Consider the following 13,303-nt stretch of genomic DNA (forward strand, 5'->3'; position numbering starts at 1 on the left):
GTCCACGGGTTCGGCGACGGGAACCGGCGTCACGATCCCGGCCACCCGGCCGGGCAGCCCGGCGGACCGCTCGACCGCGGGTGCCACCGCGAACCCCGACAGCACCCCGAACGCCTCGGTGACCACCGTCAGCGGCGGGTCGACCGGCACCGTGCCGGGCATCGCGGGCAGCGACCGCCACGCCGCCCGCCGCCGCCCCGGCACCTGTTCCGCCACCCGGGGCGCCGCGACTCGTTCCGCTGCCTGCTCCGCCGCGACCCGAGCGGCACCCGCACCACCGTCGCCCCCGACGAGGGGCGACGGCGCTGCTCCCGCCGCAGACCGCGCACCCGGCAACGGCGGCCGCGAGTCCACACCGGACCCACTGGCGGGCGCTGTGGCCCCGGTGACGGTGATCGGCTCGGCGGCGGTGATCGGCTCGACGGCAGTGATCGGCTCGACGGCAGTGATCGGCTCAGTGGCGGTGATCGGCTCGACGGCGGTCGAGTCGGTGGCGGTGATCGGCTCAGTGGCGGTGGCCAGCTCTGCGGCGGTCAAGTCGCCGGCGGTGATCGGCTCAGTGGCGGTGGTCAGTTCCGCGGCGGTCGGGTCGGTGGCGGCGGTCGGGTCAGCAGGGCTCGGGGCAGCCGTCGGGGCGGTGGTCGCGCCGGGGGCGGTGGTGCGGCGGGGGCGGCGCAGGGGCCACAGTGGCATGGGTCGGTCCTCCCGTCAGTACTCGTCCTGGTCAGCGCCGTCGATGCGGGCGTTGATGTTGCCGATTTCCTGGATGACCCTGGCCCGGGTGCGGTGGTCGAGTTCCAGGATCGAGTCGAACGACCAGTGCAGGTAGTAGGCGATGTAGACGATCTCCTCCCACAGCCGGTCGGGTGGGGCGCTCACCCGGTGACCTCACCGGCCACGTCCACCAGGAAGCGGTGGGCGCACTCGGGGCAGGCGACCTCGGCCTCGGTGTGGCCCTGTTGGTTGACCCGGCGGTAGAGGTCCTGCAGGAACGCCAGGTCCGAGGCGAACAGGTGCTCCACCACGAACCGGTCGACCACCGGGAGGGTGCCCAGCCTGCCCACCGTGCGCATCAGCAGGTAGATCGACAGGTACGCCGGGTTCTGCCGCACCAGGGGTTCGGCGTGGGCGGTCAGTTCGTCCTTGGCGGTGGCCAGCCGCAGCACGCCGTCGCGGTGGACGGTGCCGTGTTCGTCGGCGAAGCCGCGGGGCAGGACGAACGGGTACTCGGTGCGCAGGCCGGGCCCCGCGGCTTCGGCGGTGGCGGTCATCATCAGCCCTTCGTGAGGTCGATCTGCTCGCAGGTGAGGGTGACGGTGGCGATGACGGCCTCGCTGCCGCCCGCTTTGAGGCCGCCGATCTCCAGCTTGGACGGCCAGGCGTTGAGGAGCTGGTAGGTCTGCTTGGGCACGTTGGCCATGTCGAGCAGGATCAGCGAGCAGGTGCGGCGGGCGGTGGACTGCCCGGCGAGGACTTCCTGGTGCCAGGTCCACAGCGCGTAGTCCTGGTCGACACCGCGCTTGAGGACGACGGTGGCGGGCTTGGTCTTGCCGAACTGCTTGGACATCGACACGCCGACCTTGCCGCTGGCCAGGTACTCGGTGACCTCGACCTCGGAGGTGATGCCGGACATCTCGGAGAAGGTGATCTCGGAACCGCCGTCGAACTGGACGACGAAGCGGGCGGCGCTGACCAGCGTGGAGGTGTTGCTGCTGGCCATGGACACGCGGGGCATGGTCATGGGTCACTCCTTGAGGAACGGGGGTGGACAGGTCACTCTTCGAGCGCGGCGCCCTGCGGCATCTGCGAGATGCGGAACACCACGAACTCCGCGGGCTTGACCGGCGCGACGCCGATCTCGATGAACAGGTTGCCCGCGTCGCGGCTCTCCGGGGGGTTGTTCTCCTCGTCGCACTTGACGTAGTAGGCCTCGGAGGCGGATCGGCCGACCAGGGCGCCGCTGCGCCAGATGCGCTGGAGGAACGCGCCGACGACCCGGCGCACGGATTCCCACAGGTAGGCGTCGTTTGGTTCGAACACGACCCAGTTGGTCCCGTTGAGGATGGACTCCTCGATGAAGTTGAACAGCCGCCGCACGTTGACGTAGCGCCACTCCGGGTCGCTGGAGAGGGTGCGGGCGCCCCAGACGCGGATGCCCTGGCCGGGGAAGGCGCGCATGCAGTTGATGCCGAGCGGGTTGAGCTGCTCCTGCTCGGCGCGGCTGATGACCGTGTGCAGGGAGACCACGCCGCGCAGCACCTCGTTGGCGGGGGCCTTGTGCACGCCGCGGGTCTCGTCGCTGCGGGCCCAGACCCCGGCGACGTGGCCGCTGGGCGGCACGGAGATCCGGTTGCCGCTGCTCTGGTCCATGACCTGCACCCACGGCCAGTAGAGGGCGCCGTACTTGGTGTCGTACCCGGCGAACTCGGTGCGCCACTCCTTGACCTGCTGGGAGTTGAGCCCGGGCGGCGGGTCCAGGACGGCCACCCGGTCCGACATCAGCTCGCAGTGCGCGACCATGGCCAACTGCACCGCCTTGACGCCTTCGGCGTCGATCAGGCCGTGCTGGTAGGCCGACATCAGGTCCGGGGCGAGGACCATGGTGATCTCGTCGATGGCCTCGAACCCGCCCAGGCCGGTGCGGTCGATCGGGTCGCCGACGTAGGAGGCGGCGCTGACCTTGGCGGGCGGCGGCGAGCTGGGCACCAGCGCGACGGCGGCGTCCTTCTTCGGCAGCGCGACCGCGGTGGACTTGCTGTCGTCCAGGGCGATCAGCTTGGACTGCTTGGCCACGACGGTGGCCACGTGGTGCGGGCCGCGCTTGGCGGTGACGTTGTCGAAGGACTCCACCACCTTGCCCGCGCGCAGCACGTCGAGCTTGAAGGTGTCCTCGCCGGGCTGGCCGGCCTCGCCGACCGACACGCTCAGGTCGTCGCCCTTGGTCAGCGCCCGCACGGTGAACGCGGGCTGGTCGTCGCCCGACGCGGCGGGCACGACCGCGTGGTTGGCCGCGGGCTGCTCGCTGTCCACGGCGGGCTGGGGCAGCCGGATCACGTACGCGGCGCCGCCGCCGTTGAGGAAGTAGCCGTAGATGGACTGCGGCAGGTAGGCGCCCTCGACGAAACCGCCGAAGGTGCGGGTGAAGTGGGTCCAGTTGGTGACCAGGGTGGGCTCGGAGACGGGGCCCTTCTCGGCGAAGCCGACGAATCCCGCGACCGCCGTGCCGACGCCCTCGATGGGTTTGGAGCCGGACGACACCTCTTCGACGTACACACCTGGAGCCAGATAGTTGGGCATCGACTCTCCCCGTTGTCAACCGGATCGGACGACGACCAGGCTGGCACCGCGCGGCCCCCGTCCGGCCCGTCGCGCGCGCAACGGCACGGCCACCCGCGGTTGCCCTCGAGGGCAACCGGCGGTGGCCGCGGGGCGGGCCGCCGCACGGCTGCCCGGGGGACCCGCGGCGCCGGAGACTGCTCAGCGTGCTGGCAGACATGGCTTCCTCGATCCGGGCGTGGCTCGACTCCGAGCTGGCGCCCGGCACGGAGATCGGCTTCGACCCGCCCGGACTGCTCGCGGGCATCCAGCGCAGACCCCGGCGCGCGGGCATCCTCAACGTCTTCCTGTTCGGGGTGGCGGAGGACCTCGACGGGGTGCCCGCGGCGCGGGTGCGCGTGCGCAACGCCGACGGCCGGGTCACCGGCACGGTCGCCCCGCTGCGCAGCTACCACCTGTCGTACCTGGTCACGGCCTGGGCGGCGGACACGGTCGAGGAGAACGAGCTGCTCGGCGCGGTCATCGGCGCGCACGCCGAGCAGGACGCGCTGGGCGTGGACCACCTGCGCGGGTCGCTGCACGCCCTGACCACGGCGCTGCCGCTGCGGCTGGGCTGGTCGCCGGTGGCGCGGGGGCCGGACCTGTGGGGTGCGCTGGGGGTGCCGATGCGCACCGCGCTGGAGCTGACCGTGACCGCCCCGGCGCTGCCGTCGCGGTTGCGCCAGGCGGCGCCGCCGGTGCGGACGATCGAGCTGGACGTGCACGACACCACCCGCTCCGATGCCGGGGCGAGCCCGTCCCAGGCGCCGCGGCGGCGCTGGGAGCGCACCACCATCACCGAGCACCGATCGCCGACGAACCCGCCCGCCCCCTGATCCGCTGGCCCTGAGGGAGTCCCCGTGTACCGCATCTGGGCCGCCATCGGCCTGCTGCTGCTCGTCTTCGCCGTCGTGCCCGGTTCCGAGGTGGCCGCGCCCGGCGGGGTGGCGCCGTCGACGGACGTGGCGCAGCCGGGTCTGCTGCCCGCGCCGCCGGGCCCGACCGTGGCGCCCGGGTACCGGGACGCGGTGTACGGGGACTTCCTCCAGGCGGGCAACAGCGTGCTGCGCTGCCCGGTGGGCGAGGAGGTGTCCGGGGACCACTCCCCCGCCGAGTGCGCCGCGGCCACGGCGGCCGCCGGGCCGTCCGACAGCGCGCTGCTGGACAACAGCGGCAACAACAACGGGTACTACATGCACCTGGCCGACGACGACGGCCGCCCGGACTCGTTCACCTCCAGCCGGGCGGAGATCACCATCCCGGCCGGGGCGACCGTGCGGCACGCGCAGCTCAACTGGGGCGGGCACACCGGCACGTTCATCGGCTTCTCCGGGGTCAACTGCGTGCGCCCGCTGCTGTTGCAGGGCGAGCCGCCGCCGCCCCCGGCCGCCGCGTCCCCGGCGCAGCAGCAGGTGCGGATCGCGGTGGCGGGCGGCACCCCGGTGCCGGTGCGGCGCGACCCCGCCCACTTCCGCACCACCGACGGGCTGACCGAGCCCAGCCAGCTCTACAGCGACTGGGCCGACGTCACGCGGGCGTTCGCGGGCGCACCCACCGGGACGCCGATCCCGCTGTCGGTCAGCAACGTCTGGGCGCCCACCGGCCCCGGCTGCTCCGGCGGCTGGTCGGTCGTCGTGGTGTTCGGCTACGACGAGCCCCGGGCCCCCTACACCCAGCCCAGGGTGATCGACCTCTACACCGACGACCTGCCCAAGAGCGGCGCCCTGCTGCCCGGTCTGATCGAGCCCCTGGTGCCCGGCTTCCCCACGCTGGTCGACGGCCTGCTGCCCGGTCTGGTCCCCGGCCTGACCGGCACGAGCGTCGTCCTCCCCGGGGTCGCCCGCAACCGCTCCACCGCCGACGTGGCCATCGGCCTCACCGCCTACGACGGCGACTGGCGCCAGGGCGGGGAGACGTTCACAGTGGACGGCGCCGCCGCGGTCGAACCCTGCGGCGGGCGCAAGACCGAGGACTTCTTCCGCTCCTGCGCGGTCGGGGCCGTCGACCCGGTCGACCCGGCGAAGCGGCCGGTGAACAACCTCAGCGTCGACGCCAAGACGATCCGCCCCACCCTCGCCGACAACGACTCCGGCGAGGTCGAGATCGGCGTGGCGGGCATCGGCGACTTCGTGATGGTGCACAACGTCGTGCTGGCCGAGACCGTGGCCCCGTCGATCTCGGTGGTCAACACCGGCCCGACCGAGCCGGTCACCCAGGGCGAGCTGGCCACCTTCACCGTGGACGTCCGCAACGACGGCGCCCTCCCGCTCACCGGGGTCACCCTCACCGACACCAGCGATCCGGCGTCCGAGGAGATCCGCTGCACCCCGACCGCCCTGCCGCCGCTGGCGCCCGGGGCGACGACCCGGGTCACCTGCCTGCAACCGGCGGGCGCGGGCCCGCGGTTCACCAACACCGCCACGGCCACCGGCACCTACCTGGTCGGCCCCGGCGGCGAGCGGCGCACGGTGAGCGCGTCGGCGAGCGCCGAGGTCCAGGTCGAGCTGCCCGACTACGCCGTCACCCGCGTCCCGGACCGGCTGGTGGTGCGCGAGGGCGACCCGGTGGTGTTCGCGGTGACCCTGACGAACAACACCACCGCCCCGCTGACCGGCATCGCCTACGCCGACGGCGCGGCCCCGGACTGCGCGGGCCCGACGGGCACCACCCTGGCGGCGGGCACCTCGACCAGGTTCACCTGCACCGCGACCGCGCCCGCCGAGAGCTTCGAGAGCGCGGGCAGGCTGACCGGCCTGGACGCCACCGGCGCCACGGTGACCATCACCAGCCAGCAGGTCCTGGTGACCGTCATCGCCCCGGCGGCGACCATCGTGACCGCGGTCGACGAGGACACCGTCTACCGGGGCGACTCCGTCGAGCTGACCTTCACCGTGACCAACACCGGCGACGAGGCCGACGAGGCCCTGAGCGACCTGCGGGTGGCCGTCGCCGACCTGCCTGACTGCGCCCCCGACCCGATCCCGTCGCTGGCCCCCGGCGCCACCGCCGAGACCACCTGCACCACCACCCCGAGCGAGTCCCTGGAGGTGGTCGCCGCGCTCACCGCGGTGGACGTGGGCGGGGCCGGGGTGACCGCCACCGCCGAACCGGTCGCCGTCACCGTCCTGGACCCGCTGATCACCCTGACCCAGCAGGTCGACCGCACCCCGGTGCGGGTGACCGAGGGGGTCACCCTGACCTTCGCGGTGACGAGCACCGCCACCGCGGCCGAGGGCCCGGTGACCGACGTGCGGATCACCAGCCCGACCCTGCCCCCCGACTGCCTGCCCGAGCCGATCCCGACCCTGGCCCCCGGTGAGACCGCGACCAGGACCTGCACCGCGGTCCCGGACCGCAGCTTCGACAACCAGGCGCTGGCCTCAGCGGTGGACGGCGGGAACCGGCTGATGCGCACCCAGGCGACCCCGCTGCGGGTCACGGTGATCAACCCGGCGCTGACCATCAGCACCACGGCCGACCGCGAGCAGGCCAAGCACGGCGAGGACGTCGACTTCACCGTCACCGTCCGCAACATCGGCGACGTGCCCGTGGTGGTCGAGGTCGACAACGACCGCGCACCCGACTGCGACTTCACCCTGACCGGCGAGGGCCTGCGCGCCGGGGCGGCCAACGGCATCCGCTGCACGACGACCACCCCGACCGACGACGCCACGACGGAACTGAAGAACACCGCCACCTACACCGCGAGCCCCACCCCCGCCGTCGGCGACACCGGCGAACCCCTGACCGGCGCCGACGACGCCACGATCACCCTGCTGGCGGGTGACGCGCCCCCACCGCCCACCCCCGGCCCCGACCCGGTGGGCGGCGACGGGATCAGCGGCGGCACGGCGGGCGGCCCGACCCCGGGGACCGCCGGGGGCGGCTCGACGGGCGGCTCCACCTCGGACGCGGCGGGGCGTAAGTCCGACGGCGGCTTGGCCAGTACCGGTGCGGACATCGCCCTGCCCCTGGGCATCGGCGTGGCCCTGCTCCTGGTCGGCGGTGGTGTCCTGGCCGCCACGTCGCGCAGGCGCGAGGACGGCACCTCGCCGCTGTCGCGCTGGTGGCCCGGCGGCTGACGGCCCGTCCGGCCGGGGCCACACGGCCCCGGCCGAACGCTCAAGCGGACTTGCGCCTGCGGGCCAGCAGGTTGCCGATCGACAGGCCGAGCGCGAGCGCCCCCACGACCAGCGCGGAGACCGCCAGCCACGGTGTCCCGGCCGTGGTCTGCTGAGCGGCCGGAGCGGCGTGCGCGTCGTGCTCCGCGCCACCGTCGGTCAGGGTGAGCACGGGGGCCGGGGAGTTGGGCTCATCGCCATTGGGCAGGGGCGGGTCGGCCCAGTCGACGACCTTGCCGTCGTCGTAGGTCTGGGTGACCGGGAGCAGGATCTTGTCGGTGTTCTGCGGCAGCTCGCCGAGCAGGACCTCGAAGAGGGTGAAGGTCGACGGTTCCAGCCGGGTGCCGGGGGTGGCGGTCCAGGTCACCGTGTGCACGGTCTTGGTGACCTCGTACCCGTCGATGTCCAACGGCTTGTCCAGGTCCTCCTCCCCGATGGCCGTGGTCCAGCCGGGCTTGGCCGCGGGCATGGCGAAGGTGACCGGGGTGTCCAGCGGCAGGGTCAGCCGAACCGAGACCGTCCCCGCCGTCGGGGACTCGTTCGGCACCTGGAAGGTGAGCCGGGACACCCCCTCCTTGCTGACCGCCGTGGGCGACACGGTGACGTGGGCCGAGGCGGGCACGGCCGGGGCGACCGCGAACAGCGCCGTGGCCGCCGCCAGGACACCGGCCCGCGCCGCACCGCGAGAGGGGAGAACAGCCAACGTGGGCACCCGTTCCTTCCTGGTCCACTGTGGACGTGGACGGTGGTCGACGCCCACACCCTCCCGCACCGGGCGCGGCCCGTCCAGGCGATGCCCGGATGTCGGGAAGATACCGCTCTTTCTTGTCAAGACCTGCGGACCCTCGCACCCCGAGTGCGCAGGTGAGGATGGCCACCGACCACCTGACCCGAAGAAGTCCCGCACCTCCCCGACCGCCGATGACGACGGTCGCCCGCGCAGCGGGCGGGGTGTTCCGGCATCGGCGGGGAGCAACCGGCCGGGGTCCGCTCGGGAATCGTCAGCGCGGCTCTCGTTCGATCACCACCCGGAGCCGCACGGGTCCGTTCGGCGGTGGACGCGCACTACCCGAGCCGGAAGAAGTCTCGCATCTCCTCGACCACCGACACCCGCCGCGTCGTGCGGCCGAGGAAGAGGGGGGCCTTCACCGGGCCCGGGATCACGTGACCGCCGCCGTGCACGGTGAACAGGGTGACCGGCTCGTGGCCGGGTTGGCGGTGGTCCAGCCGCTCGACACCGGTCCGGTCCGCGCCCACCTCCGCCACCAGCGTGGTCGTGGGCTCGGCGGTGATGCCGTTGCGCTCGGCGAAGTAGGCGGCGGTCTCCCGCGCCGACCGCCCGAGACCGCGCGACTCGGAGCCCCACAGGCTGTTCACGCCGCCCGCGTACGGCACCAACCGGTCCTCGGTGCCGTGGAACAGCAGCACCGGCACCGGCACGACCGGGCTGTCCATCGGCAGCAGGTTCTCCGGCGCGGGCTGGGTCGCGGCGATGGTGGTCGCGCCCGCGAGGCGGGAGCCGAGCTGGTGGACCAGGCGGATGACCATGGACCCACCGTTGGAGTAGCCCACCACGTGCACCCGCGTGGCCCCGACGTGGTCGATGACCGCCTCGGTGAAGCCCACGTCGTCCACGTCGTCGCGGCGGGCGGGGAAGTCGACGCCGAGCCGGGCGTCGTTGAAGTGGCCCTGGTGCCCGTCGGGGTAGGCCACGGTCACCCCGTCGGCGGCGAAGGCGTCGAACACCCCGCCGGAGAACTCGCGGAACCGCTCGCCGCTCTGGTCGGAACCGTGGAAGGCGATCAGCAGACCGCCACCGGCCACCGCCGGGCGGACCACGGTGAGCGAGCGATCCCGCCCCCCGACCCGCAGCACCACCCGCTCAACCGACCACTGTGGACTCATCGACCCCTCCTCGACTTCCCGACGAGCATAGCGGGTGGCAGGATCGCCCCCGTGGACCTCAAGCAGCTTGAGTACTTCGTGGCGGTCGCCGAGGAACTGAACTTCACCCGGGCCGCCGAGCGCCTGTACGCGGTGCAGTCCACTGTGTCCTCGGGCATCCGCTCCCTGGAGACCGAGTTGAAGGCGACCCTGTTCGACCGCTCCACCCGGCAGGTCTCGCTGACGGCGGCGGGCCGGGCGTTCCTGCCCGAGGCGCGCGCCGCCCTCGCCGCACTGCAACGGGCCAGGGAATCGGTGCGGGAGGCCGAGGGCGGGCTGCGCGGCAGCGTGCGGATCGGCACCCTCACCCGCATCCCGGTCGTCGACCTGCCCGCCCTCTTCCGCGCCTTCCGCGCCCGCTACCCCCTGGTCGACCTGCACGTCACCGCCTCCCCCACCGGCTCGACCGGCCTGGCCGACGACGTCCGCCAGGGCAGGTTGGACATCGCCGTGCTGGGCCTCCCCCGAACCGACCTGGTCGGCCTGTCGGCGCGCGAACTGGCGAGCAGACCCTACGTGGCCCTCCTGCCCACCGACCACCCCCTGGCCACCGCGTCGGCGATCGGCCTGGCGGAACTGGCGGGCGAGGCGTTCATCGACACGCTCCCCGGCTTCGGCAACCGCCTGGCGGTCGACCGCGCCTACGCCACCCTGGGCACCCCCCGCCGGGTGGCGATCGAGGTCGCCGACCTGACCACGGTGCCCGACTACGTCCGCGCCGACCTCGGCGTGGCCGTCGTCCCAGACGTTGCCCTGCCCCGCTCCCCCGGCCTGACCGTCCTCCCCCTCCGCAACAGCGACCTGACCTGGCAGTTCTCCGTCGCCACAGCCGCCGCGACCACCCCCAGCCGCGCCACCCGCGCCCTCTTGGAGCTCTTCACCCCACCCACCAACAGACCAGCCCCACCCACGACACCGCTGACCTGACGGCCAACCACCCAGCCGGGCACCCCCACCCGAAAGACCGGGCTTCGCAGGACACGGCTCAGGAACGACGCCCGGCACGAGCCGCCCACACCACCAACCCCGACATCGGCACAGCGAACACCACCAACGCCACCGCCGCGGGCAACCACACCAACACCAACCCCACACCCAACACCGGCAGCGCGATCCCCACATAAGCCGCCAGGAACAGCGCCGCCAACACCTCAGCCTTCGCCCCCGGCGCCGCGAGCCCGCTCACGGTCTCAACCGAGGACCGGAACAGCAACCCCGACCCGGCCCCACCCAGCACCCCACCGACCCAGAACAGCAACTCCACCCCCAGCAGCGCCGACACCGGCGTCAGCACCAGCCCCGCCAGCATCGCCGCGACCCCCCACCGCGACCGCACCGCAGCGTCCAGCCCGGCCAACCCCACCTGCGCGACCGCCCCGGCCCCGAGCACGGCGAACGCCACCAACCCCCCGACGACCCGCGACGGCTCGTCGAACACCCCCGCCATCAGCGTCGGTGCCAGCGAGGTGAACAGCCCCAGCACCGCGAACGCCACGAACACCCCGGCCGCCGCCGAGAGGAACGCCGCCCGCGACCGCGCGGGCACCGACACCCGCTGCGGCCGGTAGGCGGGCGGCCGCGCGGGCCGGTCCACGGTCTCCGGGATGAGCGGCAGCAGCGGCAATGACAGCGCGAACAGCACCACGAACGGCACGAACGCCCCGGTCAGCGGCGCGTCGAGGACCTCGGCGAGCACCCCGCCGACGACCGGTCCGAGCGCCAGCCCGCCCATGGTCACCGCCGTGGCCGCCAGCGCCGCCCGGGACGGGTGCTCGGCCGGGCGGGCGACGGCGCGCAGTTCGCCCATGTGCGCGGTGACGGTGGCGGTGAGCACCCCGATGCCCGCCCCGCAGAGCAGCCGGGCCACGATCAGCCCCGGCACCTCCGGCCACACCAGGAAGACCACCGCGGACACCAGTTCGGTGACCGTCCCGGCCAGCACCACCCGCCGCCTGCCGACCCAGTCGCTGATGTGGCCCGCGAAGTACAGCCCCGCCATGACCCCGACGGCGTACGCGGCGAAGACCACGGTGATGACCGGGGCGGCGAAGTGGTCGCGCAACTGGTAGAGCCCGTAGAGGGGGGTGGGCAGCGTGGAGAACACCAGCGCGATGGCGAACACGACCGCGACCAGGTGGAACCCGACGGCGTGGCGGCGGCGGTCGGTCTGCGGCAGGGCTGTCCGGGGCATGCCCCCACGGTGCCCGCGCCCGGGCGGGGAGTCCAACGAGGAGTTTCGATCAGTCCCATCGACCGGACCGTTCGACGCCGCGACCGCCTGCCACACACCCGGTGGCCCGGAAAGTCGCGGCCCGGGTGCGATGACGGCCGGATCGCACTCGCGATGCCATCGTCGAGTACCGACGAAATCGGTGAGACCTCGCGCGGAATGGGTGAACGGCCTGGTCCGCGGGCCGGGTGGTGCGGCACCGCTGCGGGACACGTCCCGCATTCCCACCTGAGCTGTCAGAATGCTCACGGAACGCCTCGCCCGACGGCGATTACAGTGCGAATCATGAGCGAACCCCTGCGGAGCACGACATCGTCGAGTGCGGACGGATCTCGCGATCCGGTGGTCGGCAAGGAACTGGACACCCCGTTCTCCCTCGGCTCGCTGCGCACCGCCAACCGGTTCGCCATGGCGCCGATGACCCGCAGGCACTCCCCCGGCGGCGTCCCGGGCACCGACGTGGCCGAGTACTACGCGCGCCGGGCGGCGGGTGGGGTGGGCCTCATCATCACCGAGGGCACCTACATCCCCGACCCGGCCACCGGCCCCGACCCGGACGTGCCGCACCTGTACGGCGAGGAGAGCCTGACCGGGTGGGCGCACGTGGTGCGGCGCGTGCACGCCGAAGGCGGCCGGATCATCCCGCAACTGTGGCACCTGGGCTCGCAGCGCGGCGCCGAACCGGCGTACCACCCCGATGCAGAAACGGTCAGCGCCTCCGGCATCGCCACCAACGGCGACCAGGTCGGCCGCGCGATGACCACGGCGGACCTGGACACGGCCCTGCGCGCCTACGCCGAAGCGGCCCGCAACGCCAAGTCCGTCGGCTTCGACGGCCTGGAACTGCACGGCGCCCACGGCTACCTGCTCGACGGCTTCCTCTGGGACCGCACCAACCACCGCACCGACGCCCACGGCGGCTCCCGCGCCGCCCGCGCCCGCTTCCCCGCCGAGGTGGTCGCCGCCGTGCGCGCCGAGGTCGGCCCCGACTTCCCCATCGTCTTCCGCTACTCGCAGTGGAAGGACAGCGACTTCGACGCCCGCATCGCCGGGTCACCGGCCGAACTGGAGGAAGTCCTCACGCCGCTGGTCGCCGCGGGCGTGGACGCATTGCACCCGTCGACCCGGCGGCACTACCTGCCCGCCTTCCCGGACCTGCCGGGGCGGGACGGGGAACTCGGGCTCGCGGGGTGGACCAAGAAGGTCACCGGGCTGCCGGTGATCACGGTCGGCTCGGTGGGGCTGGACACGGCGTTCCTGAGCAAGGGGGACGGTGCGGCGTCCTTCGCCGGGGTGGAGCGGTTGGTGGAGCAGTTCGAGGCCGGGGAGTTCGACCTGGTGGCTGTGGGGCGGGCGTTGCTGGCAGACCCGGAGTGGGTGGTCAAGCTGCTGGGTGGGCGGAGTGACGAGATCGTGGCTTACACGCATGAGCATCGAAAGGTGCTGCGCTGAGCGGTGGTTCGAGCCCGGGGGTTTGTTGATGCTCGGGTGGGGTCCGCTTCGGGATCGCTCCGTGCTTCGGCTCAAGAGCCGGGGTTTGGTGGTGCTCGGGTGGTCCGCTGCGCCGTGTGCTTCGGATCAAGGGCCGGGGTTTGGTGGTGGTGTCCGGGGGGTCCGCTGCGCCGGGGCTGCGCCGTGTGCTTCGGCTCAAGGGCCGGGATTTTGTCGCTGGTGCCCGGGTGGGTGGATCTGC

At 73.2% G+C, this 13,303-nt stretch carries 11 protein-coding genes; 4 read left to right on the forward strand and 7 right to left on the reverse strand.

Annotated elements, in window-relative coordinates:
- Positions 1-708 precede the first annotated feature (708 nt).
- Genes UO65_RS37510 through UO65_RS21140 form a run of 4 tightly spaced genes read right to left on the reverse strand, consistent with a single transcriptional unit; the run spans position 709 to position 3,297 of the window.
- On the reverse strand, positions 709-879 hold the full coding sequence (locus UO65_RS37510; protein ID WP_181399772.1) for a DUF6760 family protein: 171 nt from the start codon (positions 877-879) through the stop codon (positions 709-711).
- Complete coding sequence (locus UO65_RS21130) at positions 876-1,274, reverse strand: hypothetical protein (RefSeq protein ID WP_052021459.1); 399 nt, start codon at positions 1,272-1,274, stop codon at positions 876-878. The genes UO65_RS37510 and UO65_RS21130 overlap by 4 nt, the downstream gene beginning before the upstream one ends.
- Positions 1,274-1,741 (reverse strand): phage tail protein, encoded by a 468-nt coding sequence (locus UO65_RS21135; protein WP_035285362.1) that lies wholly within the window; start codon positions 1,739-1,741, stop codon positions 1,274-1,276. Before UO65_RS21135 ends, UO65_RS21130 begins: the two co-directional genes overlap by 1 nt.
- A 32-nt stretch (positions 1,742-1,773) precedes the next feature.
- Entirely contained in the window at positions 1,774-3,297 is a 1,524-nt protein-coding gene (locus UO65_RS21140; RefSeq protein WP_035285365.1) for a phage tail sheath family protein, read from the reverse strand.
- Between the two features lie 185 nt (positions 3,298-3,482).
- Here UO65_RS21140 and UO65_RS21145 point away from each other — a divergent pair, with 185 nt between their 5' ends.
- Together UO65_RS21145 and UO65_RS21150 are read left to right on the forward strand one after the other, a co-directional pair.
- Entirely contained in the window at positions 3,483-4,151 is a 669-nt protein-coding gene (locus UO65_RS21145; RefSeq protein ID WP_152552197.1) for a Pvc16 family protein, read from the forward strand.
- A gap of 24 nt (positions 4,152-4,175) precedes the next feature.
- Positions 4,176-7,397: a DUF7507 domain-containing protein gene (locus UO65_RS21150; protein ID WP_035285367.1), complete on the forward strand. Its 3,222-nt coding sequence runs from the start codon at positions 4,176-4,178 to the stop codon at positions 7,395-7,397.
- Between the two features lie 40 nt (positions 7,398-7,437).
- On the opposite strand, the gene UO65_RS21155 is transcribed toward UO65_RS21150, so the two are convergent.
- Both UO65_RS21155 and UO65_RS21160 read right to left on the reverse strand, forming a co-directional pair.
- Positions 7,438-8,148: a YcnI family copper-binding membrane protein gene (locus UO65_RS21155; protein ID WP_052021460.1), complete on the reverse strand. Its 711-nt coding sequence runs from the start codon at positions 8,146-8,148 to the stop codon at positions 7,438-7,440.
- Positions 8,149-8,501: 353 nt separating this feature from the next.
- Positions 8,502-9,341 (reverse strand): CE1 family esterase, encoded by an 840-nt coding sequence (locus UO65_RS21160; protein WP_063935986.1) that lies wholly within the window; start codon positions 9,339-9,341, stop codon positions 8,502-8,504.
- A gap of 51 nt (positions 9,342-9,392) precedes the next feature.
- On the opposite strand from UO65_RS21160, the gene UO65_RS21165 reads away from it, so the two are divergent.
- Positions 9,393-10,307: a LysR family transcriptional regulator gene (locus UO65_RS21165; protein WP_052021462.1), complete on the forward strand. Its 915-nt coding sequence runs from the start codon at positions 9,393-9,395 to the stop codon at positions 10,305-10,307.
- Positions 10,308-10,365: 58 nt separating this feature from the next.
- Here the strand turns inward: UO65_RS21165 and UO65_RS21170 are convergent, their stop codons facing one another.
- A complete protein-coding gene (locus UO65_RS21170) occupies positions 10,366-11,571 on the reverse strand; it encodes an MFS transporter (RefSeq protein ID WP_035285370.1) in 1,206 nt (401 codons plus the stop codon).
- 324 nt (positions 11,572-11,895) lie between these two features.
- On the opposite strand from UO65_RS21170, the gene UO65_RS21175 reads away from it, so the two are divergent.
- Positions 11,896-13,062 (forward strand): NADH:flavin oxidoreductase, encoded by a 1,167-nt coding sequence (locus UO65_RS21175; protein ID WP_084176023.1) that lies wholly within the window; start codon positions 11,896-11,898, stop codon positions 13,060-13,062.
- The last annotated feature ends 241 nt before the right edge of the window (positions 13,063-13,303 follow it).

It is taken from the genome of Actinokineospora spheciospongiae, assembly GCF_000564855.1.
Taxonomy (GTDB): domain Bacteria; phylum Actinomycetota; class Actinomycetes; order Mycobacteriales; family Pseudonocardiaceae; genus Actinokineospora; species Actinokineospora spheciospongiae.